Annotated in this window: 30 protein-coding genes and 1 pseudogene; 13 read left to right on the forward strand and 18 right to left on the reverse strand. The window is 63.7% G+C overall.

The features are described 5' to 3' along the window. Window positions 1-17 precede the first annotated feature (17 nt). The 5 genes from HYN69_RS16190 (at window position 18) to pheT (ending at window position 4,696) form a co-directional block, all read left to right on the forward strand. Window positions 18-248: a hypothetical protein gene (locus HYN69_RS16190; protein WP_108436656.1), complete on the forward strand. Its 231-nt coding sequence runs from the start codon at window positions 18-20 to the stop codon at window positions 246-248. Window positions 249-370: 122 nt separating this feature from the next. Then, complete coding sequence (gene rpmI / locus HYN69_RS16195) at window positions 371-571, forward strand: 50S ribosomal protein L35 (protein ID WP_108437267.1); 201 nt, start codon at window positions 371-373, stop codon at window positions 569-571. A 12-nt stretch (window positions 572-583) separates the two neighbouring features. Then, window positions 584-946, forward strand: a complete 363-nt coding sequence (rplT, locus tag HYN69_RS16200) for a 50S ribosomal protein L20 (RefSeq protein ID WP_108436657.1) — start codon at window positions 584-586, stop codon at window positions 944-946. Between the two features lie 249 nt (window positions 947-1,195). After that, window positions 1,196-2,278 carry a phenylalanine--tRNA ligase subunit alpha gene (pheS, locus tag HYN69_RS16205; protein WP_108436658.1) on the forward strand — a complete coding sequence of 361 codons (1,083 nt, stop codon included), beginning with the start codon at window positions 1,196-1,198 and terminating at the stop codon, window positions 2,276-2,278. 9 nt (window positions 2,279-2,287) lie between these two features. Further along, window positions 2,288-4,696, forward strand: a complete 2,409-nt coding sequence (gene pheT / locus HYN69_RS16210) for a phenylalanine--tRNA ligase subunit beta (RefSeq protein WP_108436659.1) — start codon at window positions 2,288-2,290, stop codon at window positions 4,694-4,696. A 139-nt stretch (window positions 4,697-4,835) separates the two neighbouring features. On the opposite strand, the gene HYN69_RS16215 is transcribed toward pheT, so the two are convergent. The 5 genes from HYN69_RS16215 to panB form a co-directional block, all read right to left on the reverse strand. Continuing rightward, window positions 4,836-5,480, reverse strand: a complete 645-nt coding sequence (locus tag HYN69_RS16215; RefSeq protein ID WP_108436660.1) for a DUF1523 family protein — start codon at window positions 5,478-5,480, stop codon at window positions 4,836-4,838. A gap of 4 nt (window positions 5,481-5,484) precedes the next feature. Next, on the reverse strand, window positions 5,485-5,763 hold the full coding sequence (locus HYN69_RS16220; RefSeq protein ID WP_108436661.1) for a hypothetical protein: 279 nt from the start codon (window positions 5,761-5,763) through the stop codon (window positions 5,485-5,487). Then, on the reverse strand, window positions 5,760-6,155 hold the full coding sequence (locus tag HYN69_RS16225) for a hypothetical protein (RefSeq protein WP_159082505.1): 396 nt from the start codon (window positions 6,153-6,155) through the stop codon (window positions 5,760-5,762). Before HYN69_RS16225 ends, HYN69_RS16220 begins: the two co-directional genes overlap by 4 nt. A 70-nt stretch (window positions 6,156-6,225) precedes the next feature. Continuing rightward, complete coding sequence (gene panC / locus HYN69_RS16230; protein WP_407925235.1) at window positions 6,226-7,059, reverse strand: pantoate--beta-alanine ligase; 834 nt, start codon at window positions 7,057-7,059, stop codon at window positions 6,226-6,228. Further along, window positions 7,056-7,880, reverse strand: coding sequence for a 3-methyl-2-oxobutanoate hydroxymethyltransferase (gene panB, locus HYN69_RS16235; RefSeq protein WP_108436664.1), 825 nt, complete (start codon window positions 7,878-7,880; stop codon window positions 7,056-7,058). The genes panC and panB overlap by 4 nt, the downstream gene beginning before the upstream one ends. A 162-nt stretch (window positions 7,881-8,042) precedes the next feature. Here panB and HYN69_RS16240 point away from each other — a divergent pair, with 162 nt between their 5' ends. Beyond that, the gene (locus HYN69_RS16240; protein WP_108437268.1) at window positions 8,043-8,381 is read left to right on the forward strand and encodes a cupin domain-containing protein; all 339 of its coding nucleotides are present in this window, start codon (window positions 8,043-8,045) and stop codon (window positions 8,379-8,381) included. 255 nt (window positions 8,382-8,636) lie between these two features. Here the strand turns inward: HYN69_RS16240 and HYN69_RS16245 are convergent. Next, window positions 8,637-9,347, reverse strand: a pseudogene (locus HYN69_RS16245) (L,D-transpeptidase); the annotation flags it as partial. Between the two features lie 203 nt (window positions 9,348-9,550). On the opposite strand from HYN69_RS16245, the gene HYN69_RS16250 reads away from it, so the two are divergent. Beyond that, window positions 9,551-9,859 carry a TFIIB-type zinc ribbon-containing protein gene (locus HYN69_RS16250; RefSeq protein WP_108436665.1) on the forward strand — a complete coding sequence of 103 codons (309 nt, stop codon included), beginning with the start codon at window positions 9,551-9,553 and terminating at the stop codon, window positions 9,857-9,859. A gap of 45 nt (window positions 9,860-9,904) precedes the next feature. On the opposite strand, the gene HYN69_RS16255 is transcribed toward HYN69_RS16250, so the two are convergent. The 3 genes from HYN69_RS16255 to pgsA are packed head-to-tail and all read right to left on the reverse strand — an operon-like array spanning window position 9,905 to window position 11,257. Next, window positions 9,905-10,345: a molybdenum cofactor biosynthesis protein MoaE gene (locus HYN69_RS16255; protein WP_108436666.1), complete on the reverse strand. Its 441-nt coding sequence runs from the start codon at window positions 10,343-10,345 to the stop codon at window positions 9,905-9,907. A gap of 1 nt (window position 10,346) precedes the next feature. Next, entirely contained in the window at window positions 10,347-10,595 is a 249-nt protein-coding gene (gene moaD, locus HYN69_RS16260) for a molybdopterin converting factor subunit 1 (protein ID WP_108436667.1), read from the reverse strand. Continuing rightward, window positions 10,592-11,257 carry a CDP-diacylglycerol--glycerol-3-phosphate 3-phosphatidyltransferase gene (gene pgsA, locus HYN69_RS16265; protein ID WP_108436668.1) on the reverse strand — a complete coding sequence of 222 codons (666 nt, stop codon included), beginning with the start codon at window positions 11,255-11,257 and terminating at the stop codon, window positions 10,592-10,594. The genes moaD and pgsA overlap by 4 nt, the downstream gene beginning before the upstream one ends. 121 nt (window positions 11,258-11,378) lie before the next feature. On the opposite strand from pgsA, the gene truB reads away from it, so the two are divergent. Together truB and HYN69_RS16275 are read left to right on the forward strand one after the other, a co-directional pair. Then, complete coding sequence (truB, locus tag HYN69_RS16270; protein WP_108436669.1) at window positions 11,379-12,281, forward strand: tRNA pseudouridine(55) synthase TruB; 903 nt, start codon at window positions 11,379-11,381, stop codon at window positions 12,279-12,281. An 87-nt stretch (window positions 12,282-12,368) separates the two neighbouring features. Beyond that, window positions 12,369-12,881 (forward strand): DUF1643 domain-containing protein, encoded by a 513-nt coding sequence (locus tag HYN69_RS16275; protein WP_108436670.1) that lies wholly within the window; start codon window positions 12,369-12,371, stop codon window positions 12,879-12,881. Here HYN69_RS16275 and HYN69_RS21815 read toward each other — a convergent pair. Continuing rightward, on the reverse strand, window positions 12,873-13,922 hold the full coding sequence (locus tag HYN69_RS21815; RefSeq protein WP_159082506.1) for a calcium-binding protein: 1,050 nt from the start codon (window positions 13,920-13,922) through the stop codon (window positions 12,873-12,875). The two genes, HYN69_RS16275 and HYN69_RS21815, sit on opposite strands and share 9 nt — an antisense overlap. 260 nt (window positions 13,923-14,182) lie before the next feature. Between HYN69_RS21815 and rpsO the strand changes: the two genes are divergently transcribed. Further along, window positions 14,183-14,452, forward strand: a complete 270-nt coding sequence (rpsO, locus tag HYN69_RS16285) for a 30S ribosomal protein S15 (protein ID WP_108436672.1) — start codon at window positions 14,183-14,185, stop codon at window positions 14,450-14,452. A gap of 57 nt (window positions 14,453-14,509) precedes the next feature. On the opposite strand, the gene HYN69_RS16290 is transcribed toward rpsO, so the two are convergent. Both HYN69_RS16290 and HYN69_RS16295 read right to left on the reverse strand, forming a co-directional pair. Further along, on the reverse strand, window positions 14,510-14,806 hold the full coding sequence (locus tag HYN69_RS16290) for a type II toxin-antitoxin system RelE/ParE family toxin (RefSeq protein WP_108436673.1): 297 nt from the start codon (window positions 14,804-14,806) through the stop codon (window positions 14,510-14,512). After that, the gene (locus tag HYN69_RS16295; protein WP_108436674.1) at window positions 14,803-15,036 is read right to left on the reverse strand and encodes a type II toxin-antitoxin system ParD family antitoxin; all 234 of its coding nucleotides are present in this window, start codon (window positions 15,034-15,036) and stop codon (window positions 14,803-14,805) included. Before HYN69_RS16295 ends, HYN69_RS16290 begins: the two co-directional genes overlap by 4 nt. 212 nt (window positions 15,037-15,248) lie before the next feature. Between HYN69_RS16295 and pnp the strand changes: the two genes are divergently transcribed. Beyond that, window positions 15,249-17,387 carry a polyribonucleotide nucleotidyltransferase gene (gene pnp, locus HYN69_RS16300; RefSeq protein ID WP_108436675.1) on the forward strand — a complete coding sequence of 713 codons (2,139 nt, stop codon included), beginning with the start codon at window positions 15,249-15,251 and terminating at the stop codon, window positions 17,385-17,387. Between the two features lie 67 nt (window positions 17,388-17,454). Here pnp and HYN69_RS16305 read toward each other — a convergent pair whose 3' ends face one another. The 3 genes from HYN69_RS16305 to HYN69_RS16315 all read right to left on the reverse strand — a co-directional run bounded on the left by HYN69_RS16305 (window position 17,455) and on the right by HYN69_RS16315 (window position 19,842). After that, entirely contained in the window at window positions 17,455-18,189 is a 735-nt protein-coding gene (locus HYN69_RS16305; protein WP_108436676.1) for an FkbM family methyltransferase, read from the reverse strand. Continuing rightward, entirely contained in the window at window positions 18,186-19,031 is an 846-nt protein-coding gene (locus tag HYN69_RS16310) for a glycosyltransferase family 2 protein (RefSeq protein WP_159082507.1), read from the reverse strand. The genes HYN69_RS16305 and HYN69_RS16310 overlap by 4 nt, the downstream gene beginning before the upstream one ends. Window positions 19,032-19,185: 154 nt before the next feature. Further along, complete coding sequence (locus HYN69_RS16315) at window positions 19,186-19,842, reverse strand: peroxiredoxin (protein WP_108436678.1); 657 nt, start codon at window positions 19,840-19,842, stop codon at window positions 19,186-19,188. Window positions 19,843-20,133: 291 nt separating this feature from the next. On the opposite strand from HYN69_RS16315, the gene HYN69_RS16320 reads away from it, so the two are divergent. Both HYN69_RS16320 and HYN69_RS16325 read left to right on the forward strand, forming a co-directional pair. Beyond that, on the forward strand, window positions 20,134-21,585 hold the full coding sequence (locus HYN69_RS16320; protein WP_108436679.1) for an aldehyde dehydrogenase family protein: 1,452 nt from the start codon (window positions 20,134-20,136) through the stop codon (window positions 21,583-21,585). 218 nt (window positions 21,586-21,803) lie between these two features. Continuing rightward, window positions 21,804-22,190 carry a GFA family protein gene (locus HYN69_RS16325; RefSeq protein WP_108436680.1) on the forward strand — a complete coding sequence of 129 codons (387 nt, stop codon included), beginning with the start codon at window positions 21,804-21,806 and terminating at the stop codon, window positions 22,188-22,190. On the opposite strand, the gene HYN69_RS16330 is transcribed toward HYN69_RS16325, so the two are convergent. From HYN69_RS16330 to HYN69_RS16340, 3 genes are all read right to left on the reverse strand, one after another. After that, a complete protein-coding gene (locus HYN69_RS16330; protein WP_108436681.1) occupies window positions 22,191-24,164 on the reverse strand; it encodes an oxidoreductase in 1,974 nt (657 codons plus the stop codon). 168 nt (window positions 24,165-24,332) lie between these two features. Continuing rightward, on the reverse strand, window positions 24,333-24,980 hold the full coding sequence (locus tag HYN69_RS16335; protein WP_108436682.1) for a pseudouridine synthase: 648 nt from the start codon (window positions 24,978-24,980) through the stop codon (window positions 24,333-24,335). Next, a complete protein-coding gene (locus HYN69_RS16340; RefSeq protein WP_108436683.1) occupies window positions 24,980-25,876 on the reverse strand; it encodes a homocysteine S-methyltransferase family protein in 897 nt (298 codons plus the stop codon). Before HYN69_RS16340 ends, HYN69_RS16335 begins: the two co-directional genes overlap by 1 nt. Window positions 25,877-25,881 lie beyond the last annotated feature (5 nt).

Below are 25,881 nucleotides of genomic sequence, written 5' to 3' on the forward strand. Positions count from 1 at the left end.
GCGCGGAGCGTGCCTGAATGGTGCTCGACCCGGACCTTGCCCTTGTCGTCGGTCTGGGTCTGGTACTCTTCTCCAGCCTTTCGCTTGTTGCCGCCTGGATCGACCGCCGCCGCCCCTGGGTCGGCGGCGTGATATGCGCGGCGGGCCTTGGCCTTGTGGCGCTGGCCTTTTCGACCAGCCCCGAGGGCTATGGCGTGACCAGCTTGCCGATGGTGATCTTTGGCGTGCTGGGAAGATACGTGCTTTAGGCAAGCGCGCCGTTTTCCCCCTTGCACCCCTGCCGGACCCTGCCTATACGACACGCCTTGCTATACCCGCGCGGCCGGCCAACGTGGCATGCCGAGTCGCGCCTGCAACCACGGAGATGGAAATGCCCAAGATGAAGACCAAATCGGCCGCCAAGAAGCGCTTCAGCTTCACCGCGTCCGGTCGTGTGAAAGCCGGCGTCGCCGGAAAACGTCACGGCATGATCAAACGTACGACGAAATTCATCCGCGACGCGTCCGGGACCATGATCCTGAACCCGTCCGACGCGAAGATCGTCAAAAAATACATGCCCTACGACCGGTAAGGAGAGCGACAGATGTCCCGCGTTAAATCAGGCGTCGTAACGCACGCCCGCCACCGCAAGGTGATCAAGAAGGCCAAGGGCTACTACGCCGCCCGCAGCACCAACTTCCGTACGGCCACGCAGGCTGTCGACAAGGCCCAGCAGTATGCGACGCGCGACCGTATGGTCCGCAAGCGCAACTTCCGCGCTTTGTGGATCCAGCGTATCAACGCCGCTGTCCGGCTGTTCGACCTCGAAATGACCTATTCGCGCTTCATCAACGGTCTGGCGAAAGCCGGGATCGAAGTGGACCGCAAGGTTCTGGCCGATCTGGCCGTGCACGAGCCGGAGGCGTTCAACGCCATCGCAGCGCAAGCCAAGGCCGCTCTGGCCTGATCGCCTGCCCAAGTTTCGTGAAAGGCCCTGCCCAACGGCGGGGCCTTTTGCTTTGGTGCCGCAGGGGTGGGTGAATCACCCACCCTACCGACCCCGCCTTTCGGCGTTCGTCATTCGCCCGAGGGGCGGGGGCCAGCCCCCGCACCCCCGGAGTATTTGAACAAGGATGAAGGGGGCGGGGGCCCCCCTTCCCCTTGCATCGCGCCTGTTCCAAGGCTAGCACCGTGCCGCACCCCAAGGAGGCTTCGCATGGACGGGCTCGACACGCTCAAGGCCAAATATCTGACCGCCGTTGCCTCGGCTGCGGACGAATCCGCGCTGGAAGAGGTTCGGGTGGCAGCCCTTGGCAAGAAGGGCGAGATTTCGGCGCTGATGGCGGGGCTTGGCAAGATGGAGCCGGACCAACGCAAGGCGGCCGGCGCCATGCTGAACGTGGTCAAGGACGAGATCGACGCCGCGTTGCGTGCGCGCAAGGCGGGGCTGGCCGATGCAGCGCTCGATGCGCGGCTTAAGGGCGAATGGCTGGACGTAACGCTGCCTGCCCGCCCGCGCCGCGTGGGAACGATCCACCCTGTTTCGCAGGTCATGGAAGAACTGACCGCCATTTTCGCCGACATGGGCTTTGCGGTGGCCGAGGGGCCGCAGGTGGAAAGCGACTGGTATAACTTCGACGCGCTGAATATCCCGCCGGAACATCCCGCGCGGCAAGAGCATGACACGTTCTTCATGAACCGTGCGGCAGGCGACGACCGACCGCCCCATGTGCTGCGGACCCATACCAGCCCCGTGCAGATCAGGGCGATGACCGAACAGGGTGCGCCAATCCGCGTGATAGCACCCGGCCGCGTGTACCGCATGGACATGGACCAGACCCACACGCCGATGTTCCATCAGGTCGAGGGCCTGTGCATCGACCGCGACATTTCCATGGCCAACCTGAAATGGGTGCTGGAAGAATTCTGCCGTGCCTTCTTCGAGGTGCCGTCCGTCGAGCTGCGTTTCCGCGCCAGCCACTTCCCCTTTACCGAACCCTCGGCCGAGGTGGACATTCGCTGTTCATGGGAGGGCGGGCAATTGAAGATCGGCCAAGGCGACAAGTGGATGGAAATCCTCGGGTCCGGCATGGTGCATCCGAAGGTGCTGAAGGCAGCAGGCGTGAACCCCGACGAATGGCAGGGCTTTGCCTTCGGCATGGGCATAGACCGCATCGCCATGCTGAAATACGGCATCCCCGACCTGCGCGCCTTTTTCGAGAGCGACCTGCGCTGGCTGCGCCATTACGGCTTTGCAGCGCTTGATCTTCCGACATTGCCCGCTGGCCTGAGCCGCTGAGGAACCAAAATGAAATTCACGCTGTCCTGGCTCAAAGACCATCTCGACACGACCGCATCGCTCGATGACATCCTTTACGCCCTGACCGACCTTGGTCTGGAGGTGGAGGACGTGTCGAACCGCGCTGCCCGTCTGGGCGCGTTCACGCTGGCGCGCGTCACCCATGCCGAACAGCACCCCGATGCCGACAAGCTGCGCGTTTGCCGCGTGCAGACGGACGAGGGCGAAAAGCAGATCGTCTGCGGTGCGCCCAATGCGCGGGCGGGGATCACGGTCGTGCTGGCAAAGCCGGGCGATTATGTGCCCGGCATCGACGTGACGCTGGGCGTGGGCAAGATCCGTGGCGTCGAAAGCCACGGCATGATGTGTTCGGAACGCGAACTGGAACTGTCGGACGAACACAACGGCATCATCGAGCTTGACGGCGGCGAGGTCGGGCAGAAATTCACCGACTGGCTGGCCGCGAACCGCCCCTCGGTCGTGGACCCGATGATCCACATCAAGATCACCCCGAACCGCCCGGATGCGCTGGGTGTGCGCGGCATCGCGCGTGACCTTGCCGCGCGGGGCCTCGGCACGCTGAAGCCGCTTGCCGCACCGCAGATCAGGGGCGCTTTCCCCTGCCCGATCACCGTGACCATCGATCCCGCGCTTAAGGCCAAGGGCTGCCCGCTTTTCACCGGTCGCCTGATCCGAGGCGTGAAGAACGGCCCGTCTCCGGCATGGCTGGCCGACCGGCTGACCGCGATCGGGCTGCGCCCGATTTCCACGCTGGTCGATATCACCAACTACTTCACCTTTGCCCTGAACCGCCCGCTGCATGTCTTCGATGCGGCCAAGGTGCATGGCAACCTGCGCGTCCATCCTGCGAACGGTGGCGAGGAACTGCTGGCGCTCGACGGCAAGACCTATGGCCTGCAAGCCGGCATGATGGTGATTTCCGATGACAAGCAGCCTGAGTCGCTGGCTGGCATCATGGGCGGCGAGCTGTCCGGCTGCACGGCAGACACGGTCGATGTCTTCCTCGAATCCGCCTTCTGGGACCCGATCACCATCGCCACCACGGGGCGTGCGCTGAAAATCAACTCGGACGCCCGCTACCGCTTCGAACGCGGCGTCGATCCGGCCTTTACCCTGCCGGGGCTCGACCTTGCCACGCAGATGATCCTCGACCTCTGCGGCGGCGAGGCGTCCGATCTCGCCCTCGACGGTGCCGTGCCCGATACCGCCCGCGCCTACCGCCTGAACCCCGCCCGCGTGATCAGCCTTGTCGGCATGGATATCCCCGAGGCTGAACAACGCCGCACGCTCGAAGCGCTCGGCTTCACGCTGGACGGCGATATGGCCACGCCACCGACATGGCGCCCCGATGTGCTGGGCGAGGCCGATCTGGTCGAAGAGGTCGCCCGCGTCGCCTCCTTGACCAAACTGGTCGGCAAGCCGCTGACCCGTGGCACCGCAGGCGTGCCCAAGCCTATCCTGACCCCCGCACAGGTGCGCGAACGCGGCGCACGGCGCACGCTGGCGGCGCTGGGGTATAACGAATGTGTCACCTACAGCTTCATCGACCATGAAGCAGCCACCCTGTTCGGCGGCGGGGCCGATGCGGTCAGGATCGACAACCCGATCTCGTCGGAAATGAGCCACCTTCGCCCCGATCTGCTGCCCGGCCTGCTGCGCGCAGCAGCCCGCAATCAGGCGCGCGGCTTTGCCGATCTGGCACTCTTCGAGGTCGGCCCCGCTTTCGACGGCGGCGAACCGGGTGAACAGCATGTGCAGGCGACCGGCCTGCTGGTCGGTGCAACCGCGCCGCGCGACCCCTTCGCCTCGCGCCGCGCAGTCGATGTGTTCGACGCCAAGGCAGATGCCGAAGCGGTGCTTTCCGCCCTTGGCGCGCCCGCCCGCGTGCAGATCAACCGCAAGGTCGCAGCGTGGTGGCACCCCGGCCGCTCTGGCAACATCGCCCTCGGGCCGAACTCCCTTGCCACCTTTGGCGAGGTACACCCCAAGGTTCTCGCCGCAATGGGCGTCAAGGGCCCGGCCGTGGCGTTCACGATCCTTGTGGCCAACGTGCCCCTGCCCAAGGTGAAGACCCCCACCCGCCCCGCGCTGACCCTGCGCGACCTGCAAGCGGTGGACCGTGATTTCGCCTTTGTGGTCGATACATCCGTCGAGGCGCTTACCGCGATCAACGCCGCCACCGGCGCCGACAAGGTGCTGATCGAAAGCGTCCGCCTATTCGACCAGTTCACCGGCGACAAGGCCGAGGCGCAGATGGGCGCGGGCAAGAAGTCCATCGCCCTGACGGTCCGCCTGCAACCGGTCGACAAGACCCTGACCGAAGCCGAAATCGAGGCCGTTTCCGCCAAGATCGTGGACAAGGTCACCAAGGCAACAGGCGGCACGCTACGAAGCTGAGGCAAAAGGCAGGAGAAACCCCCTGCCCCTTCACCTTTGCCCAAATACTCACTGCAACATCTGCCCCCTCAGGCACCGATCGGGGCGAGGGCGCCTCCCCTCCCCCTAGGGGGGAGGGGTTGGGGGTGGGGGTGGCAGATCACTTCCGCCCGAACATCCGCCCGAAGAACCCCCGTGCGCGGTCGCCCACGCGGTCGGCCCGGTCATCCAGTTCGTCGATGGATTGCCGGACGTCGATCACCGCCGGATCGATCGTGCGCTCGCGGAACTGCAGCCACATGCGGCGGATCATGAACAGCGCCAGCAAAAGCAGCGTCAGGATCACGATATTGGCCCAAGGGATGATCGTCGCATCGGGGCCGTCCACCTGACGCAGCGCGATCACGTTGGGAAAGATGGTGAACAGCTGGTTGCGCCAGCCGTAATGCGTCACCGCAACCCAGACCGGAGCGGCCTTGGTCGACACCAGCTCCTTTGCCTCGGTCGCAAGGCTGAAGCTGTCCATCTTGAAATAGGGCGGCCAGCCCCAGCCCGTATCCTCGTTGCGATATTCCATCGTGCCACCATCGGCAAAGACGGCATTGACGAAAAAGATGTCACGGCTTGTCGAAGCGGCATTGCCCACATCGGGCGAGGCGAAGAACCATGAATTCGCGCCGATATCCATGCGGCGGTTTTCGGTGCCGACGATGCGGACGATATCGTGCTGCGGCAGCGTGTAGTGGAAGAAGCCGAACAACAGCAGCGCCACCAGCCCCAGAAGGCTCCATTTCACATAGCGCATCGCATCACCCCTCGAAATTGAGCCATACCAGAACCAGCACGGTCCCTATCGGCAGGATGTAAACCAGCCAGAGCAGCTTGCGTTTCAAGCCATGCTCGTATTCGTCCATCCCTTGCGCGATATAGTCATCACGGCCGCCCCGCACATCCCCGTCGATGCTGCCTTCGTCATATTCCTTTTCCAGCCGCTCGCGCCGGACCGACCGCGCATAGACGAGCGCCAGCCAGTAAACCAGCGTCAGGACGATCAGGCCAAAGACGGCCAGGCGCAGCAAGCCGATCATTGCGGTTTTTCCCCATAGACCTTGGCTCGAACCTTGGCCTCGCCCTTGCGGCGTTCCACCTCGATGGCACGGCCGAACCAGACGAAAGCGATGATCGGCCCCCAGAACATACCCGACATCAAGGCCCGCGAGACGAAAAAGACACTCCGGCCCAGCGGATCGCCCAGAAAGGCGATGACGATATCATTGCCTTCGCGGCGGTAGAGTTCGGCAAAAAGCAGACTTGCGAAAAGCAAAACAAGCCCGATTGCGGCAAGCATCCCGAGGGCGAGGGCCTGTTGCGTCATCACCGGCGAAGAGACGGTCAGCACCGGAACGAACACGGCAAGCGCAAGCAGCACCGCCACGGGCAGGATCGTATTGCTCAGGCCAAAGGCTTCCATCCCGCTCATCCGATGCCGCGTCCCCTTGTCTTTGTGCCAAATCCCGCGCCTTGCGTCACCCTGAACCTATCGGCTCCGGTCACACGGCGATGTTGTCGATCAGTCGCACGTCATCCAGCCATGCCGCCGCCAGCAGGCGCAGCGGGCGGGTCGCATCGGTGATCGGGCCAAGCCGGTCGGCATCGACCAGTTCGATATACTCCACACGGTCGAACCCTTCCTTCAGCACGGCCGCCCTTGCCCGCCCCAGCGCACCTTGCAGGGGGGTGCCGTCGCGAAACTCGCGCGCGGCGGCCAGCATGGCGGCGTAAAGCGCAGGCGCCTTGCTGCGCGCCTGTGACGTCAGCCGCTGGTTGCGCGACGACATCGCCAAACCGTCCGGGTCGCGCACGGTTTCGCAGCCAACGATTTCGACCTTCAGGTTCAGGTCGCGCACCAGCTGGCGCACCACCTGCAACTGCTGCCAATCCTTCTGGCCGAAATAGCCCCGATCGGCCTGCGTCATGCCGAACAGCTTGGTCACCACCGTGGCCACGCCATCGAAATGCCCCGGACGCAGCGCACCTTCCAGCGGGGCGGAAACACCCCCGACCGAGATATTGGTCACGAAACCCCCGGGATAAACCTCGTCCACCGGCGGGGCAAAGACGGTATCGACACCGACGGTCGCAAGCAAAACAGCGTCATTCTCTTCGGTGCGCGGGTATTTCAGCAGATCGTCGGGATTGTTGAACTGCTTGGGGTTCACGAAAATCGTCGTGATCACGCGCCCGCACTCGCGCCGCGCCGCACGGGCCAGCGACAGGTGCCCTTCATGCAGCGCGCCCATGGTCGGAACCACCCCGACGCTATGGCCCTCGGCCTTCCATGCAGCGACCTGCCCCCGCAATTCGGCAACGGTGCGAAGGATCAAGATTTCACCTTGTCGGCAAACCCGTGTTCGGCGGCGGGAAAGGTACGCGCGCGCACTTCGGCGGCATATGTGGCGATGGCCTCATCGGCAAGGCTGCCCAATTCGGCGTATCGTTTCACGAATTTGGGGCGGAAATCGGTGAACAGACCCAGCATGTCGTCGACCACCAGAACCTGCCCGTCGCAATCCGGCCCTGCGCCGATGCCGATGGTGGGGATCCTCACCGCCCTGGTGATGTCACCCGACAGACCGACCGGCACTTTCTCGAGCACCAGCGAAAACGCCCCCGCAGCCTCGCAGGCCTTGGCATCGGCCATGACGCGGGCGGCATCGGCATCGCGCCCGACGACCTTGTACCCGCCCAGCGTGTTGATCGATTGCGGTGTCAGCCCCACATGCGCCATCACCGGCACACCCCGCGCCGTCAGGAAGGCAATGGTTTCGGCCATATGCACCCCCCCTTCCAGCTTGACCGAAGGCGCCCCCGTCTCGGCCATCAGGCGCGATGCGTTGCGGAACGCCTGCTGCGGGCTTTCCTCGTAGCTGCCAAAGGGCATGTCGATGACCGCCATGGCACGCGACAGGCCACGCACCACCGCACGGCCATGCAGGATCATCATCTCGAGCGTGACGCCGATGGTCGACGGCAGGCCATGCAGCACCATGCCGACCGAATCCCCGACCAGCGCGATATCGCAATGCGGATCGACCAGCCGCGCGACAGGCGTGGTATAGGCGGTCAGCACCACCAGCGGCACACCCCCCTTGCGAGAGGTGATTTCGGGGGGAAGCACCGAACGAAGCGGGGCAGATGCGCTCATGGGTGACAGGCTCCCTGTCTTTCAACTTTGCCCGATATAGAGGCACAGCCACACCGCAACGGCAAGATTGCCGCGCTGCATTGCAGCGACATTTTCAGCGGACGGGCCTTGACCGACCCACACAGGCACCGCCTTCTGTCCAAACAGCATATCGGAACCAGCATGAACCATATCGAACGTATCACCCAAGCGGGCATTGCACCCGAAGTAACGCGCCCTGCGCCAGAGCGGCTGATTTCCGGCGATCCGGTCCACACCACCTGGAATATCGAAGAGCGCGACGGGATCTATTGCGGCCAATGGCAATCGACGCCGGGCAAGTGGCGAATTTCTTACACCGAATGGGAATATGTCTATATCCGCTCGGGCCATTCTATCTTGACCGACAGCCAGGGCAACGAAACACAGCTGAGGACAGGCGACGGTTGCATCATCCGTCCCGGCTTTGCGGGAACCTGGGAAGTGGTCGAAACGACGCTCAAGGATTACGTGATCCGCTGAACGAAAGGGGCGGGGATGTCCCCGCCCGCTTTGGCCTTAGTTCGTCACCGCAGCTATCTCTTCCTCGCCCGTCAGCACGGCAAGCGTGGGGCAATCGGCTTCGGCAATGCCTTTGTTGCGGCACAAGCGAAGGCGGCGCTTTTCATCCTTGGCCGCCTGCTTTTCAGCCTCAAGCGCTGCGACACGCTCGGCTTCGACCTTTGCGGCCTCGTCGTCGATGATCTTTTGCTTGTCGACGTCCAGTTGCGCGCGGTTTTCCGGCGTGTCGGGCACGGCGCGGCCATAGGCGTCGTCCATATAGGGCCCTTCGGCGGCAAGGCTTTCTTCCAACGTGCGCACCACGACCTTGTCGCCCACCTCGACCCGGTTGAACAGGTCGATGGCGTCCTGATTGAACAGGCGGATACAGCCCGCGCTGGTCGCCCGCCCGATCGAGGCATTCTGGATGGTGCCGTGAATCCGGAACATCGTGTCGCGGCCATTGCGGTAAAGATACATCGCCCGCGCGCCAAGCGGGTTCTCCAGACCGCCGGGCAGACCGGCGGCATATTCGGCGTAAAGGTCGGGACGGGTTTTCACCATGTTCGCGGTCGGCTGCCAGCTGGGCCATTCAGCCTTGCGGCCCACATAGCCCGTGCCCTTGAACGACAGGCCTTCACGCCCGACGGCGATGCCGTAGCGGATGGCACGATTGCCTTCGAGAACATAGTAAAGCCGCCGCGCGTTCACATCGACGACCACGGTGCCGGGCTTTTCGTCGCCCGCAAAGTCAACCTCGGTCCGCAGATTCGCACCGAAGAGTTCAAGCGGGTCGACGGCGGGGATCAGGAATTCACCATCCTGCACCGCCTGATATTCCGGCGGAATCGCAGGCGGCGGCGCTTCGGCTGCGGGTTTCGGGGCGCAGGCGGCTGCGGTCAGCAGGGCCAGAACGGCGGCGAATCTGGGCAAGAGGTGAAACACGATGCAGGGACCCGTAAGCTGAAGCGCATAAGTCGCGCGTGACGTGCCCAAAAGCACTTTAGTATATGAACCCGTCAAGCCCCGCTTCGGTTTCAAGGCAACAAATTCGTGACCAAATGCGCGGTTGCCGTCAATTCGGCCCGGTTCGCCTTGTGCTGGCGATACCAATCCCCATTTCGGACAGGAACCGAAACGGAGGACAGCCGATGAAATGCCCGGTCGACAACGAAACACTTGTGATGGCGGACCGGGGCGGAGTCGAGATCGACTATTGCCCCAAATGTCGTGGCGTCTGGCTGGACAGGGGCGAGCTTGACAAGATAATCGAGCGGTCGGTCGCAGCCCCTGCGGCAGCAGCGCCCGCCCCGCAGGCCCGCGCTCCCCAACCGATGTCACAGCAGCATGCGCCCCAAGGCTATGCGCCAGACCCGCGCTACCGCGACGACGATGACCACCGCCACGGCTACAAGCGCAAGAAGCGCGAAAGCTTTCTGGGCGAACTGTTCGACTTTTGACCGAGAGGGGTGGGTGCACAGCACCCACCCTACGGCTTTGCCCACTTACCAGCGCGTCAGGGCAGCTTCGTCGCTGTCCTTGGCGGCGACCCATGACGCTCCGTCGCTGCCGATCTCCTTTTTCCAGAACGGCGCGCGGGATTTCAGGTAATCCATCAGGAATTCGGCGGCGGCAAAAGCATCGGCCCGGTGCGGCGCTGCGGTCGCGACCATCATGATAGCCTCATCGGCGCCAAGCCGCCCGTAGCGGTGGATCACCAGCGCGTCGGTCAAAGACCAGCGCGTTGCAGCCTCGGCCGCGATTGCAGCCAACGCTTTCTCGGTCATGCCGGGGTAATGCTCGATCTCCATCGCCGACAGGCTGCCACCATTGTCGCGCACCAGTCCGACGAATGTCACAGCCGCCCCCGCCCCCTTTGCCCCTGCGATAAAGGCGGCGGTTTCCTGTCCGATATCGAAGGCATCCGCCTGAACCGCGACGCGCATCCTAGCCACCCGTCATGGGCGGAAAAAACGCCACCTCACGCACGCCGGCAAGCGGGGCATCAAAGGACGACAACTCCTGGTCCAGCGCGACCCGCAACGAGCCAAGGTCGGCAAAAGCCGCCTCGTAGCGCGATTCGCGCGCGACAAGCTCGGCCACCAGCCCCGCCACGGTCGCGGCATCCGTCTCGACCCGTTCGCGCGGCAGGCCGATGCGTTCGCGGACCCATGCGAAATAGATGACGTCGATCATTTGTCCTCACGCAGGAATGGCAGGGATTTGCGGAAGTAATCCCACCCCGTCATCAAGGTGAGCATGGCCGCCACCCAGATCAAGGCCAACCCGACCATCGTCGCGTAAGACGAACACCCCCGCGTCCCGCAGGACCGGATCGGATCGGCCAGACCTTGCGTCACCAGTTCGGCATATTGGTCTGGCGTCATGCCGCGGCGGGCGATGCCTTCCAGATGCTCAAGCCCCGTGCCCAGAAACAACACCGCAATCGCCACCATCTGCGCCGTGGTCTTCCATTTCGCCAGGTTGGTGACACGGAGAAGCCCCGCCTTGGCGCCCAGAAACTCGCGCAGACCCGACACGAACACTTCGCGGAACAGGATAGCTGTGACCGGCAGGATCAGCCACGGATTCATACCTGAATACCCCGTGATGATGACCAGAGCGATCACCACCATCGCCTTGTCGGCAATCGGATCGAGCATCGCGCCGAACTTGCTTTCCTGCTTCCACGCGCGGGCGATATAGCCATCGAACCAGTCGGTGATGGCGGCAGTCACAAACAGCGCAAGGGCGAACCAATCCGCGAGCGGCCGGTGGAAATACAGGAACATCAAAGCCACACCCGGCGCGGCGAACAGACGGCAAACCGTCAGCGTATTTGGTAACGTCCATTTCATAAGCAGATGGATAACAGGCAATCTGCGGGATTTAAAAGCGGAAAGGCAAAGCGGCGCAAGGTTGACGCGACGGGCGGGCTTGGCTAGCAGCCGTTACCTTGTAGCCGAAAGGGGCAGACCGATGGCGCGAACGAAAAAAGGCAGGGCCGTGTCGGGCTGGCTGGTTATCGACAAGCCAGCGGGGATCACCTCGACCGCCATCGTGAACAAGGTGAAATGGGCATTTCAGGCGCAAAAGGCCGGGCATGCCGGTACGCTCGATCCCGCGGCGACGGGGGTTCTTGCCGTGGCTCTGGGCGAGGCGACAAAGACCGTGCCCTACATCACCGATGCGTTGAAATGCTACCGTTTCGTCGTCCGCTTCGGTGCGGCGACCACCACCGACGATGCCGAGGGCAGCGTGATCGCGACTTCGGTCCAGCGCCCCGACGATGCCGCGATCGAAGCCGCCCTTGCCGCCTTCCGGGGCGATATCCAGCAGGTTCCGCCACAGTTCTCGGCGGTCAAGGTCGATGGCGAACGCGCCTATGATCTTGCGCGTGACGGCGAAGCGATGGACCTCGCCGCCCGCCCGCTCTGGGTGGAAAGCCTGACGCTGCTGGCTCGCCCCGATGCCGACCATGTCGAACTGGAAATGGTCTGCGGCAAGGGCGGTTATGTCCGTTCCATCGCGCGCGATCTGGGCCAATCGCTCGGCTGCCTTGGCCATGTGCTTTGGCTCCGGCGCGAATGGTCGGGGCCATTCACCGCCGCGCAGGGCGCCACGCTGGAAGACATCGACCGCCTAGCCCGCACCGACGAGATCGACGCGCTTTTGCAGCCCCTCGAACTCGGCCTGGCCGATCTGCCCGAGCTTCCCGCCACGCCCGAAGGGGCTGCGCGGCTCAAAAACGGCAATCCGGGCATGGTGCTCGCCTCGTCCGTCGATTGGGGAGAAGAGGCGTGGGCCAGCTATCAGGGCCGGGCGGTCGCGGTCGGTATCTATAAATCGGGCGAATTGCACCCCACCCGCGTGTTCAACTGACCCGCCCTTCCGCTTTCATGCGCGCTCAAATATCCTCGGGGGGTCCGGGGGCAGATGGCCCCCCGGCTTTGGCCGAAAGCGCAACCGATGATCACGCGGCACCACCTGAAAGGCGATGCCGAAAGCACGGCGGTCTATTCGCCGTGTGAACGCTATCGCTACCTGCTGACCCGCGTCTGGAATCCGGCCGGTCAAAAGGCGCTTTTCGTCATGCTCAATCCCTCGACCGCGACCGAGACGCAGAACGATCCCACCGTGGAACGCTGCGAAAGACGGGCGCGGGCGCTTGGCTTCGGGGCCTTTCGCGTGACCAACATCTTCGCCTTCCGCGCCACAGATCCCCGCGTGATGCGGGCACAGCCCGATCCGGTAGGGCCTGCGAATGACACGGCGATCGGCGACAGCGCGGCGCACTGGGCCGACAGCATCATTTGCGCCTGGGGCACCCATGGCGCCTTTCTTGACCGCGGTCGGCAGGTCGAAACCTTGCTGCGTGCCACGGGGCACCCGCTTTACTGTCTCGGCCTGACCGCCAGTGGACACCCCAAGCACCCGCTTTACATCGGCTACGACAAGCAACCCGAAATCTGGTCAGGCTGACCGCAATTCGACCTCTTGTACCGTCAGCCCAGCCCCGCCCGAGATGCTGGCAATCTCGATCCCGTCGAGGCGGATCAAAGCATCGTTGCCAGCGTCTTCGACGGTAATCGCCGGTGACGGGTGCAACACCGGATCGTAAACCACGACCAAGCGGTCGGCCGCGCTGTCAAAATCGGTGACAAGGCTGCTGCCGCCCGTCCCGAGCATGAAGTCATCCGCACCCGATCCGCCAGACAACATTGTTCCCGATCCGGCCCAAAGCGTGTCATCCCCGGCCCCGCCGTTCAGCACATCGACACCCTCTCCGGCGGCGAGCAGGTCATTTCCGTCACCACCGTCAATTTCGTCATTGCCCGCGCCACCATAAAGTCCGTCATCGCCCAAGCCGCCGACGACCCTGTCGCCGCCGTCGCCGCCGCGCAGCACGTCTGCGCCCTCGCCCCCGTTGAGCGAATCGGCCCCAAGCCCGCCGGCGAGCGTATCGTCACCCGCCCAGCCATCGACAGTGTCATCGCCGGAATTGCCCCAAAGCAGGTCATCCCCTGCTCCGCCGCGCAGCCAATCGTCATCATCGCCACCGCGCAGACTGTCATTGCCATCGCCACCGTCCAGAATGTCGGCACCGGCATCACCGAACAACCGGTCATCGCCAGCGCCACCGGCAAGCATGTCGCGGCCAGCCAGCCCACGCAGGGCGTCATCCGCACCGCCACCGTTCAGCACATCATTCCCGCCGCCGCCGACCAGATCGAGCTGCGCGCCCGGCGTGTCGGGACTGTCGTCCGACTGCGGCATCCCGTCGTCGCTGGTCGGGTTCAGCCGAAAGCTGGCAGGGCCGGTGTCATCGGTCGCCAGATGACCGTCGGGCAGCAGCGATGATTCGGCCAAGGCAACATCGGTACTGTCCGCTTCCGGTTGCTGCGGTTCGCTTTCCTCGATGTCGGCAGGGTCGTCATCTGCTTGATCATTGGACATGCCGGTGACGGCATCTACCATGATGCCCGCCGCGAACAGACCCATCAGGCTCAACAGCCCAAGCATAATCGCACCCCATACACCCTGCGCACCCCTGCGCCGATAGCCAGATTGCTTGGCCAAGGTGAATAATCGTTTGCCGCTTGCAAAAAAGCGACCCTTTTTTCGACACGTGGTTAACGGTGCCGCCCGGTTTCTGGCACTGCGGGCTTTTCTTTTACGGGGATTTCCCCTATACGCCCGCATCCTTTGCTTGCCAAAGGTGCCAACGGCCCTGCTGGACGACATCCCGGCTTGTGCCTTCACCCTCTTCACAGGAGACACCGATGTCGATCACCGTCGAAGAAAAAGCCCGCCTGATCAAGGAATACGCCACCAAAGAGAACGACACCGGCTCGCCGGAAGTTCAGGTTGCGATCCTCTCGTCGCGTATCGCCACGCTGACCGAGCACTTCAAGGGCCACAAGAAAGACAACCACTCGCGCCGCGGCCTTCTGATGATGGTCGCCCAGCGCCGCAAACTGCTCGACTACCTCAAGGGCAAGGACGAAGGCCGCTACCAGTCGCTGATCGGTCGCCTCGGCCTGCGTCGCTAACGCGAACACGGTTAACCAACGGAACGCCCGTAGCGAAAGCTGCGGGCGTTTTGCTTTTCAGTCGGTCAGGAATGCCAGCCAATCGGTCCGCCCATGGACCACGCGGATCACCTCGAGCGTTTCGCCGCTTTGAAAGATGATCAGATGGGCGCGATAGGGGTGCAGACGCAAGGGCGGCACGAATTCGGTGCGAAGCCGCGCGATCTCGGGATGCTCGGCCAGCAAGTCGAATATTTTGCCCAGACCCGCAAGATAGGCCTCGGCCTGACGCGATCCCCATTCCGCAAGCGTATGGTCCCAGATTTCTGCCAGATCGGCTTCGGCCAAGGGGCGTAGCTGAACCGGTCGCGTCACGCCTTGCGCCGCGCCGCCAGAAACGCGGCCATGTCGAACGGGCGCGGCGGCCCGCTTGCCATACCCTGCTCGGCCAATGCCTGAATCTCGTCCCGCGCCTTTGCCCGTTCCTGATCGCGGCGGATCAGGTCGCGCATATAATCGCTGACATTTGCAAATCTTCCGTCGCGGGCCTGCGCCTCGGCATAGGCTTTCATCGCTTCGGGAAGGGAAATGTTCATCGTCGCCATTCCGCAAAAGATGCGCGCTTGGCAAAGTTTGTCAAGACACCCCCCGAATCTCCACGCTTCCCAAACACACGCTTTTGCTGTATGCGCGCCCAATCTGCGACGTGAGGCCCGCCCCCGGCCGCATGCAAAGGATAGGGGGCGGCGGCAATGGGGCCGCCATTGACACGAGAGACACGGCAGGGGCCGTGGGTGCTCTCAGATAGGATCCGCTGATGTTCAACGTTCATAAGAAATCGATCCAGTGGGGCGGTGAAACGCTCACGCTGGAAACGGGCAAGGTCGCGCGTCAGGCCGACGGCACCGTGATCGCCACGCTGGGCGAGACCTCCGTCATGGCCAACGTGACCTTTGCAAAGGCCGCAAAGCCGGGGCAGGACTTCTTCCCGCTGACCGTGCATTACCAAGAGAAATACTATGCCGCCGGCAAGATACCGGGCGGCTTCTTCAAGCGTGAAGCGCGGCCTTCCGAAAAGGAAACGCTGACGTCGCGTCTGATCGACCGTCCCTGCCGCCCGCTCTTCGTCGAAGGCTTCAAGAACGAAGTGCTCGTGATGTGCACGGTTCTTTCGCACGACCTGCACAACGAACCCGACGTTCTGGCGATCATCGCCGCCTCGGCAGCGCTGACCATTTCGGGCGTCCCCTTCATGGGCCCCATCGGTGCGGCCCGCGTCGGCTTCTCCAAGGGCGAATACGTCCTCAACCCGTCGGTCGACGATCTGCAGGGCCTGCGGAACAACCCCGACCAGCGCCTTGACCTTGTCATCGCCGGCACCAAAGACGCCGTGATGATGGTGGAATCGGAAGCCTACGAGCTGACCGAGGAAGAAATGCTCGGCGCGGTCAAGTTTGGCCATGCAGCGATGCAGCCGGTGATCGACCTGATCATCGACCTCGCAGAAGTGGCCGCCAAAGAGCCGTTCAACTTTGACGCGCCCGACTATTCGGCCCTTTACGCCAAAGTCAAAACCGCTGGCGAAACCCAGATGCGCGCCGCCTTTGCGATCAAGGACAAGCAGGAACGCACCAACGCGATCTCTGCCGCCGTGACCGCCATCAAGGGCGCGATGTCGGAAGCTGATCTTGCCGATGCCAACCTCGGCTCGGCGATCAAAAAGCTGGAATCCTCGATCCTGCGCGGCGACATCATCAACGGTGGCGCACGCATCGACGGACGCGACAACAAGACCGTCCGCCCGATCGTTTCCGAAACCGGCATCCTGCCGCGCACCCACGGCTCGGCCCTGTTCACCCGTGGCGAAACCCAGGGCCTGGTCGTGACCACGCTGGGAACGGGCGAGGATGAGCAGATCATCGACGCCCTGCACGGCAACAGCCGCTCGAACTTCCTGCTGCACTACAACTTCCCGCCCTATTCGGTCGGCGAAGTCGGTCGCGTGGGATCCCCGGGTCGTCGTGAAATCGGTCACGGAAAACTGGCATGGCGCGCCCTTCAGGCCGTGCTGCCCGCCCCGACCGACTTCCCCTACACCATCCGCGTCGTGTCCGAGATCACGGAATCGAACGGCTCGTCCTCGATGGCTTCGGTCTGCGGCGGATCGCTGTCGATGATGGACGCGGGCGTTCCGCTGAAGGCTCCGGTCGCTGGCGTGGCGATGGGTCTGATCCTCGAAGATGACGGCCGCTACGCCGTTCTGACCGACATCCTCGGCGACGAAGACCACCTCGGCGACATGGACTTCAAGGTTGCGGGCACCACCGCCGGCATCACCTCGCTGCAGATGGACATCAAGGTTGCAGGCATCACGCCCGCGATCATGGAGCAGGCTTTGGCGCAGGCCAAGGACGGGCGTCTGCACATCCTCGGTGAAATGGCGAAGGCCATCTCGGCACCGCAGGGCTTCAGCGAGTATGCCCCCAAGATCGAAACGCTGACCATCCCCACCGACAAGATCCGTGAAGTGATCGGCTCGGGCGGCAAGGTCATCCGCGAGATCGTCGAACTGTCGGGCGCCAAGGTCGACATCAACGACGACGGCATGATCAAGATCGCCTCGTCGTCGGCAGAAGCCATCAAAAAGGCCTATGACATGATCTGGTCGATCGTGGCAGAACCCGAAGAAGGCCAGATCTACACCGGCAAGGTCGTGAAACTGGTCGATTTCGGCGCTTTCGTGAACTTCTTCGGCAAGCGCGACGGTCTGGTGCACGTTAGCCAGATTGCGTCCAAGCGCCTGAACCACCCGAACGAGATCCTGAAAGAAGGCCAAGAGGTCAAGGTCAAACTCCTCGGCTTTGACGACCGCGGCAAGGTCCGTCTGGGCATGAAGATGGTCGATCAGGAAACCGGTCAGGAAATCGCCGAACCGAAAGAGCAAGCCGACGCGTAAGCGGAGCTCTTGTTCAAGACAAAGGCCCCGGCAGCGATGCCGGGGCCTTTGCTTTTGAAACCGTTGCTCAGTCGCGTGTCCATAGGCCGACATCGGCAAACCGCTGCCGCAGATGCAGACCCGAAACTTGCAAGGTTCCGATGATCTCGTCTTCGGTCGCAACACCGCCCTGATAGACGGCGGGGTGCATCTCCATGATGACCATACCCGCGGCTTCCAGAACCCGCCTGTCTGTCGCCACCATCTGCGCCTCAGCGCCTTCGATATCGCAAACCAGCGTAAAGCCGTCGGGTGCGCCGATGTCCTGCCAAAGGGTTTCCAGCGTTACAGCCTTTACCTCGATGACCGATGCCGTGTCACCCTCGCGCGCAAGGTGGTTGGCATGCACGTTCCCGCCCACCGAAAAACGGGCCACAGGTCCGCCATAAGCCACGGCCGCATGCTGCACTTTCGCCAATGGACGCCGCGCCACGGCAGCGTTCAGGGCACAGGCTTCAAGCAAAGCGGGGTTCGCCTCGACGATCACATGGGCAACGGTGTCGGCCAGACGCGACGCTATCAAGGCCGATACGACCCCCATCGACCCGCCCAGTTCAATCACCGGTCGATCCGGCGGCAGGTGTGCTGCGATCAGCTTGGCTTCCTCGGCCTCGTATTTGCCCTGCAGCAGCGCACTGGCGCAACCCGGCGTATCCATTTCGGGCAAGGTGACGGAAATGCCATGGAATTCAAACGTCCAGCCGTGCAAGGCCACATGACGCCTGACACGGCGCCAGCGCATGAAATCGCGCAAGAAACTCATTTCGTTTTATATCCGCCGTGATCGCCAAGCGACGAAAGCGCCCCCATCAATTGTCCCAGACTGCGCGACCGGCGACGGGTGGAAAAAAGGTTGTGCGGAAGCAGCAACTCTCCAAAGGCAGGAAACAGCGTGCGTAGAAACGGCATGGGACGGGCGTGCTTTTTCAGCACGAAATGCCGCGAGCGCGCCATGTGATAGCCCTTGAACCAAGCCAGTTGTGCCGTTCGCGAAGCCCCCGTCCCTTGCAGATGCCGCACCAGCGCCTCGGGAACGCACCAGAGCGATCCGTGCTGCGACAGCCGAACGGCAAGATCGTGGTCTTCGTGATACAGAAAAATCGCCGGATCGAACCCGCCCACCGCCTCGAACAAGCTGCGCCGCACGAAGAGCGCGCACCCCGAAAGAACCGGAACCTGCGTCGTGGTCTGCGGCAAGGGCGCACGCGTTCCGCCATCGGGCAGAAGAATCGATGTGGTCTTGAATTTTGACCGCCCTTCCGCATCGACCACGCGCGGGTTAGCGGCTGCAAAATCGGGCCGCTGGCGCGCGGCTTCTTCGAGCGCGTCGATGCAACCGGGGGCAATCACTGCGTCGGGATTGACGAAAAAGATGAACTCGGTCTTGACCAATGCGGCACCGGCGTTGCAAGCCCGCCCGAACCCCTGATTTCCTTCGTTCCGCAACAAATCCGCGCCAAACTCGGCGGCAAGGGCGCTGATGCCATCGCTTCGCCCGTTATCCACGACGATGCAGGGCGTCTCGCCACGAACCGATTCGAGCAATTCCCGAATGACGGTGCTGCTGTTAAAAGAAACCGTAACTATGGTCGTATTGTTGGACAAAAGAAACCTGCTCGAAAACCACGCGCAAACAGCAAACGGTTTCGAGGCGCGAAGGTCAAGCCGACATAATCCGTTACGCGTGATTGCGCCGGTAGTAAAAGTCTATGTGGGGGTAATCCGCCAGCCGGACCGCCCCCACAACCGTAAGTGTATATTAACGCGGCGCTTTTGCAAAACGCAAGTAAGGAAGCTTAATATCAAGCGCGCCGAACCGCTCCGTCGCCTGTTCATTGTTAAGTGCCAGCGCCACGATCACATCCTGTCCGGGCACCCAGTTTGCCGGAGTGGCCAGCGGCACACCGTCCGTCGCCTGCACGGCATCGAGCGCACGCAGGATTTCGGCAAAGTTCCGGCCAACCGACATCGGATAGGTCATGGTCAGCCGCACTTTCTTGTCCGGTCCGACGATATAGACCGTCCGCACGGTTGCCGAATGCGCGGGGGTGCGCCCCTCGGTCGGCAGGTAGTAATCGGCGGGCAGCATGTCATAGGCCTTGGCCACTGTCAGCGACGAGTCGTCGATGATGGGAAAATCTGCCGGAGCACCGCCGAAAGCCTCGATGTCGCGCTTCCACTTTTCATGGTCACCGACCGAGTCCACCGACACGCCGATCACCTTGGTGTTGCGCTTCTTCCATTCCGCCGAAAGCTGGGCGACCGCCCCGAATTCGGTGGTGCAGACCGGCGTGAAATCGCGGGGATGCGAAAAGATGATGGCATATCCTCCATCCAGCCAGTCGTGGAAACGGATCGTGCCGGCCGTCGACTCGGCGGTGAAATCGGGGGCGATATCATTGATGCGAACAGACATGGGCGTCTTCCTCTTCTGTGGTTGCCAAAGAAATACGCCAAACGGAACGAAGTTTCACCCCCCTTGGCGCAACCGCCCTCAAAAGAGAACAACCGTCCGCCTGCGCGCCCTCGGCGTGGCAGATTTTCCGCTTATCGCCACGTGCCGCACAACCGATCCCGCCCCGCGCCGCCGCAACGCACCGCCGTTCCGGCCAGCCCTGCATCCGTTCCCGACCTTTTCGCGTCGTAAGGTGGTTGCGGACTCGGCTACCCCCTGCCAAAATATGATCAAATCGAAATGGAGGCCCCCATGCTCATCAAGCGCGACTTCTACATCAACGGGCGCTGGGTCGCCCCCGTCACGCCGAATGACCTGCACGTCATCGACCCCTCGACCGAAGAACCCTGCGCCGTCATCTCGATCGGCAGTGCCGCAGACACCGAAGCCGCCGTCGCAGCGGCTAAAGCCGCCTATCCCGCATGGGCGGCCACGCCCCCAGCCCGGCGCAAGGAGCTGGTCGCAGGCATCCTCGCGCAATACGAAAAGCGGGCCGAGGAAATGGCTCAGGCCATCGCCATGGAAATGGGCGCACCGATCGACTTTGCCCGTTCCGACCAGGCCCCCTGCCTGCCGTGGCACCTGACAAACTTCCTGCGGGCCTTCGACCAGATCCATTGGCTCAAACCCCTTGGCGACCATGCGCCGGGTGCAATGATCGCGCTGGAACCGATCGGGGTCGTCGGCCTGATCACGCCATGGAACTGGCCGATGAACCAGATCGCGCTGAAAGCCATTCCCGCCATGCTGGCAGGCTGCACCTGCGTTCTCAAACCGTCCGAGGAAAGCCCGCTCAACGCGATGCTCTTTGCCGAATTCTGCCACGACGCGGGCATCCCTGCGGGCGTGTTCAACCTCGTGAACGGTGACGGTCCCGGCGTCGGCTCCACCCTTTCGGCCCATCCCGATGTCGAGATGATCTCTTTCACCGGCTCGACCCGTGCAGGCAAGGCAATCACCAAAGCCGCCGCCGAAAGCCTCAAGCGCGTGACGCTGGAACTGGGCGGCAAGGGCGCGAACCTGCTGTTCGCCGATGCCGATGACCGCGCCGTGCTGCGGTCGGTCAAGCGGATGATGGAAAACTCGGGCCAGTCCTGCAACGCCCCGTCGCGCCTGCTGGTCGAACGTTCGGTCTATGACGAAACCGTTGCCAAAGCGGCCGAGATCGCCAACGCCATCGCCGTCGCCCCCGCCATGCAACCCGGCAATCATATCGGCCCCGTGGTCAACAAACGCCAGTGGGACCAGATTCAGGGCTATATCCAGAAAGGCATCGCCGAAGGCGCGCGCCTTGTTGCCGGTGGCCTTGGCCTGCCCGAAGGGATGAACAAGGGCTACTTCGTACGCCCCACGATCTTTGCCGATGTCAAACCCGGCATGACAATCGAGCGCGAGGAAATCTTTGGCCCCGTCCTGTCGATCATCCCCTTCGAGGATGAAGCCGAAGCCGTCCGCATCGCCAATGACACGCAATACGGCCTGACCAACTATGTCCAGACCGGCAGCCCCGAACGTGCCAACCGCCTGTCGCGCCAACTCCGGTCCGGCATGGTCGAGATGAACGGCAAACCGCGTGGCGCAGGCTCGCCCTTCGGTGGCGTCAAATCCTCGGGCCGCGCCCGCGAAGGCGGCATCTGGGGGCTGGAGGAATTCCTCGAGGTCAAAGCCATCTCGGGCTACGACAGCAGCATCGCTGCGGAATAACCCCCACCCCGACCCTCCCCCCGAACGGGGGAGGGAGCAGCACCCCTGCCCTAGGCGGGCACAACACCCCGTTAACGTTAACGCAGCCGTCTGCTCTCACGTTGGCCCAAATATCCTCGGGGGGCGACGCGCAGCGTCGGGGGGCAGACAGCCCCCCTTCCACATCGGCCAAGGAACAAGCCCGCCCGCCCTGCGCTATCCCCGCAAAGGGGAGAACCATGCGCGCCACCGGCCATTGCCTTTGCGGCACCATCAGCTACCGCATCGACAGCCAAGACCCGCTTCCCGGCGTCACGCTTTGCCACTGCGCGCAATGCGCCCGCTGGTCGGGCAGCCTTGCGGCTTTCATCGCCTGCCGCCCGTCCGAACTTTCCATCGAGGGTGAACCGGCATGGTTCCAATCGTCGCCCGACACCAGACGCGGCTTTTGCCCGACCTGCGGCAGTGCGCTCTTCTGGCAGGCCGAACCGGGCAACCGCGTCTACGTCACGGTCGGAACGCTCGACCTGCCCACGGGCCTGACAATCGCCGAACACATACACACCGCCAGCAAGCCCGATTGGTACGACATCCTCGACCCAGCCCCGCAAAAGGCCGGGGAATGATCACACAGCCAGCCCCACCTTGCGCCCGTCATGAAACGCATAGGGTGCCTGCCTTGGCGCGGCGCAATCGCCGATCCGGTGCAGCACCTTGCCGGCAATCGCCTCTGGTAACGGATCGAACGCCACATTCGTCGTCGCCATCACAAGCGCCGAGGCGGCCAGCGTCTGCTCGGCCCCGTCCAGCATCGACCGCACCGTCACCCCGTTGCCATGCCAGCGGGTGATGACATGTTCGGTCAGCATCACCGCCCCCGCCCGCGCCAGCCGCCCCCGCGCCGGACCGTCCGCCGAAGTGCGGGCGATCTCTTTGCCCACGAAGGCATCCGGCGTGACCACGATCACCTTTTTACCCTGCTCGGCCAGCGCCCAAGCCGTGCCGACCCCGCGCCAGTTGCCGCCTTCGTCATAGACCACCACCGTATCCCCCAGCCGCGCCTCGCGCCGCAGCACCTCCTCGGGCGAGAACACACCCCCCGCATCGATCCCCGGCAACCGCTCCTCGCCCGGCACCCAGCGCTGGAACCCCGTGCCATCCGGCAAAGACCCCGTCGCCACGATCACCACCTCGGCCCCGTGCGCCGCCACCTCGCCCTCGTCGAGATAGCTGTTCAGCCGCACCACCACGCCCAACTTGGCCAGCTGCCGCTCGTACCAGCCGATCAGGTCGGCAATCTGCCCCCGCCTCGGCTGCATCGCCGCCAGCCGGAACTGCCCGCCCAGATGCGCCGACGCCTCGTGCAATTCCACGCCATGCCCGCGCTCCGCCGCCACCCGCGCCGCCTCCAGCCCCGCAGGCCCGCCACCCACCACCAGCACCGACCGCTTGATGGCCGCAGGGGTGAAGCGGTCGCCGCCCCACTCCCATTCGCGCCCCGCGCTCGGGTTGATCAGACAGGAAATCCAGTAATCCCGCGACCTGCGCCCCCAGCACATCTGGTTGCAAGAAATGCAGCCCCGCACATCCTCGGCCCGCCCTTCCATGGTCTTTCGCGCCAGATGCGGGTCGGCAATCTGCCCCCGCACGATCGAGACCAGATCAGCCTGACCGCTAGCGATCACGCTTTCCGCATTCTCGGGCGTCCGCACATGCGCCTCCGATGTCACCAGCGCATGTTTGACCACGCCTTTCAGCACCTCGGTCACCGGAGCAGTCAGCTTTTCACCGAACAGAAAGGTCGGCATCAGCCGTTCGAAATCCAGATACCCGCCATGCCCGCAGGTGACATAATCCACATGCCCGGTCGCATCATGCAGCGCCACGATCTCGGACAGGCTTTCCACCCCCAGCGTCACGCTCTGGCTATCGGACGTGCTCACCGCCAGCCCGATGATGAAATCCTCGCCACACTCCCGCCTGATCCGCTCGATGATCGTCCGCGACATCCGCGTGCGGTTTGTCAGCGATCCACCCCATTGATCGTCACGCCGGTTGCTCCACGGCGTCCAGAACTGGTCGAGAAGCGAATGATAGGCCGCCCAGACCTCGACCCCCTGAAACCCCGCCGCCTTGCAGCGCACCGCCGCCGCGACATGCGCGTCGATCAGTTCCCATATCTCGGCCTCGGTCACCTTATGCGACCCGTCCGAATCGTGATAGCTCGGCCCGCCCGAGGGCGACCAATGCGGCGCAAAGCTCAGGTCCGAATCGCCATGCGCCCCGATGTGGTAAAGCTGCTGCAAGATCACCGCGCCCGCTTCCTTGACCGGCTCGGTCACCTTGCGGAAATGCGGGATCACCTCATCCGTGCCATGCAGGAAATTGCCCCGCGTCAGCACCCCCGTGCGATGCACCGGCACCGGTTCGGCCACGATCATCGCCGCCCCGCCCAGCGCCCGTTCCAGCAGATAACCCGCCGTCCGCGCCCCCGGCAAACCGCCTGTCGCCATGTTGTTGGTATGCGCCCCGAACACGATGCGGTTCCGCAGGGTATGCCCCCGCAACGCGACCGGCGACAGCAAGTGACGATGTTCCATGGCCAGCCTTTCCCGTGTCTGACCGAAGCCTAGCGCCCCCGCCCGCCTTGGTGTGAGTGTCAAAGGCGACGCTTCACGGCAACGATCCGCCCTGCCCGTTTCACCTTTGCCCAAATACTCACGGCGCAACACCGGCCCCGCAAATGCCGCCTGCCGGACCGCCCTGCCCTAGAACGGGCAGACCGACGCGAACGAAACCCAGCCCTTCGTTTCCGGATGGTGCAGCCCCAACGTTTCCGCGTGCAGCATCAGGCGCGGGAAGGCCAGCGCAGCTCCGTCTGCATAGATCGGGTCGCCAAGGATCGGATGGCCCAGTTCCGCCATATGCACCCGCAACTGGTGGCTGCGCCCCGTCAGCGGAAACATCCGCACCCGCGTCTCGCCATTCCCCCGCCCGATCACTTCCCAATCGGTCACGGCCTGCCGCCCGTTCACATGGTCGACCATCTGCTTGGGGCGGTTGGGCCAATCGGCGCAAAGCGGCAGGTCCACCCGCCCCTTATCCGGTCCCACAACACCCCAAACCCGCGCGACATAGCTTTTCTTCGCCCGCCGCTTCTCGAATTCCTGCCCCAGAAAGCCCTGCGCCACCTTGTCCCGCGCAAAGATCATCACGCCCGAAGTGTCGCAGTCGAGGCGATGCACCAGCAGCGCCTCGGGGTATTCGTCAACCAGCCGCGCAATCAGGCAATCCTCGCGCCCTTCCAGCTTGCCGGGCACCGAGAGCAGCCCCGAAGGCTTGTCGAGCACGATGATCCGCCCGCCGATATGCAGCACCGAAAGCGGCACATCGGGCGGATCATAGGTGAATTCCATCATTGGATGGTATGGCCCGCCGCCCGCAACGCCGCCGCCAGCGCGCGGATATGCTCAGGCCCCACGTCGCAGCAGCCACCGACGATGGTCGCGCCCTGCGCCACCCAGCCCATCGCGAAACCCACATATTTCTCGGGCGTCAGATCGTGCCTGTGCGTCAATGCTGCGACCGTCGGGGCATCTTCCAGAAACCCGTCCGAGATATGGGTGAACCCGTTGGCATAGGCCCCGAAGGGCACGCCGAAGCCCGCCACGATGGCCATGGCATCCGCCATCGCCTCGGGCACCGAACAGTTCACCAGAATCGCCGCCGGATGGTAGGCATCGACCAGCCGCTGCAAATCGGCCACCGGCTCGCCTGACCGCAGTTTGCTGCCGTCACGGTCGTCGACCGTCACCGACAGCCACACCGGCTTGCCGCCCGCCAAGGCCCCGCGCAGCGCGCCCTCGGCCTGCAAGACGCTCGCCATCGTCTCGCACAGGATCATGTCGACCTCTGGCCCGATGATCCGCGCGATTTCGGCGTATTTCGGTTCGGCCTCGGCCAGCGGCAGCGTCACATCGGTGCGATAGGTGGCAACCAGCGGACCCATCGACCCTGCGATACGGCCCGACCCATGCGCGTCCCGCGCCGCCCGCGCCTCGGCCACGGCGCGGCGGTGCAGATCGTGGAACAGATGGTCCAGCCCGAATGGCAAAAGCCTGTCATGGTGGATGGCATAGGTGTTGGTCGTGGCGACCGTCGCCCCGGCGGCGAAGTAATCGTCATGGATCGCCCGCACCAGATGCGGATGGTCAAGCATGACCCGCGTTGCCCAAAGCGGTGTCGGCTCGTCGCCCGACCGCGCCACAAGCTCTTGCCCCATCCCGCCATCGAGAAGCGTAATCGCCGCCATATCCG

This window comes from Gemmobacter aquarius (assembly GCF_003060865.1).
Lineage (GTDB): Bacteria > Pseudomonadota > Alphaproteobacteria > Rhodobacterales > Rhodobacteraceae > Paragemmobacter > Paragemmobacter aquarius.

Bases quoted from the DNA above. Each gene is read 5' to 3' on its own strand.
- HYN69_RS16325 (WP_108436680.1), top strand. From the start codon at position 21,804: ATGCGCGCCACCGGCCATTGCCTTTGCGGCACCATCAGCTACCGCATC.
- HYN69_RS16250 (WP_108436665.1), top strand. From the start codon at position 9,551: ATGAAATGCCCGGTCGACAACGAAACACTTGTGATGGCGGACCGGGGC.
- HYN69_RS16315 (WP_108436678.1), bottom strand. From the start codon at position 19,842: ATGTCTGTTCGCATCAATGATATCGCCCCCGATTTCACCGCCGAGTCG.
- panB (WP_108436664.1), bottom strand. From the start codon at position 7,880: ATGAGCGCATCTGCCCCGCTTCGTTCGGTGCTTCCCCCCGAAATCACC.
- rpmI (WP_108437267.1), top strand. From the start codon at position 371: ATGCCCAAGATGAAGACCAAATCGGCCGCCAAGAAGCGCTTCAGCTTC.
- truB (WP_108436669.1), top strand. From the start codon at position 11,379: ATGGCGCGAACGAAAAAAGGCAGGGCCGTGTCGGGCTGGCTGGTTATC.
- pgsA (WP_108436668.1), bottom strand. From the start codon at position 11,257: ATGAAATGGACGTTACCAAATACGCTGACGGTTTGCCGTCTGTTCGCC.
- HYN69_RS16275 (WP_108436670.1), top strand. From the start codon at position 12,369: ATGATCACGCGGCACCACCTGAAAGGCGATGCCGAAAGCACGGCGGTC.
- HYN69_RS16330 (WP_108436681.1), bottom strand. From the start codon at position 24,164: ATGGAACATCGTCACTTGCTGTCGCCGGTCGCGTTGCGGGGGCATACC.
- HYN69_RS16225 (WP_159082505.1), bottom strand. From the start codon at position 6,155: ATGAGCGGGATGGAAGCCTTTGGCCTGAGCAATACGATCCTGCCCGTG.
- HYN69_RS16320 (WP_108436679.1), top strand. From the start codon at position 20,134: ATGCTCATCAAGCGCGACTTCTACATCAACGGGCGCTGGGTCGCCCCC.
- rplT (WP_108436657.1), top strand. From the start codon at position 584: ATGTCCCGCGTTAAATCAGGCGTCGTAACGCACGCCCGCCACCGCAAG.
- pheT (WP_108436659.1), top strand. From the start codon at position 2,288: ATGAAATTCACGCTGTCCTGGCTCAAAGACCATCTCGACACGACCGCA.
- HYN69_RS16305 (WP_108436676.1), bottom strand. From the start codon at position 18,189: ATGAGTTTCTTGCGCGATTTCATGCGCTGGCGCCGTGTCAGGCGTCAT.
- HYN69_RS21815 (WP_159082506.1), bottom strand. From the start codon at position 13,922: ATGCTTGGGCTGTTGAGCCTGATGGGTCTGTTCGCGGCGGGCATCATG.
- HYN69_RS16190 (WP_108436656.1), top strand. From the start codon at position 18: ATGGTGCTCGACCCGGACCTTGCCCTTGTCGTCGGTCTGGGTCTGGTA.
- rpsO (WP_108436672.1), top strand. From the start codon at position 14,183: ATGTCGATCACCGTCGAAGAAAAAGCCCGCCTGATCAAGGAATACGCC.
- HYN69_RS16340 (WP_108436683.1), bottom strand. From the start codon at position 25,876: ATGGCGGCGATTACGCTTCTCGATGGCGGGATGGGGCAAGAGCTTGTG.
- pheS (WP_108436658.1), top strand. From the start codon at position 1,196: ATGGACGGGCTCGACACGCTCAAGGCCAAATATCTGACCGCCGTTGCC.
- moaD (WP_108436667.1), bottom strand. From the start codon at position 10,595: ATGATCGACGTCATCTATTTCGCATGGGTCCGCGAACGCATCGGCCTG.
- HYN69_RS16255 (WP_108436666.1), bottom strand. From the start codon at position 10,345: ATGCGCGTCGCGGTTCAGGCGGATGCCTTCGATATCGGACAGGAAACC.
- HYN69_RS16240 (WP_108437268.1), top strand. From the start codon at position 8,043: ATGAACCATATCGAACGTATCACCCAAGCGGGCATTGCACCCGAAGTA.
- HYN69_RS16335 (WP_108436682.1), bottom strand. From the start codon at position 24,980: ATGGAATTCACCTATGATCCGCCCGATGTGCCGCTTTCGGTGCTGCAT.
- HYN69_RS16220 (WP_108436661.1), bottom strand. From the start codon at position 5,763: ATGATCGGCTTGCTGCGCCTGGCCGTCTTTGGCCTGATCGTCCTGACG.
- HYN69_RS16215 (WP_108436660.1), bottom strand. From the start codon at position 5,480: ATGCGCTATGTGAAATGGAGCCTTCTGGGGCTGGTGGCGCTGCTGTTG.
- HYN69_RS16295 (WP_108436674.1), bottom strand. From the start codon at position 15,036: ATGGCGACGATGAACATTTCCCTTCCCGAAGCGATGAAAGCCTATGCC.
- pnp (WP_108436675.1), top strand. From the start codon at position 15,249: ATGTTCAACGTTCATAAGAAATCGATCCAGTGGGGCGGTGAAACGCTC.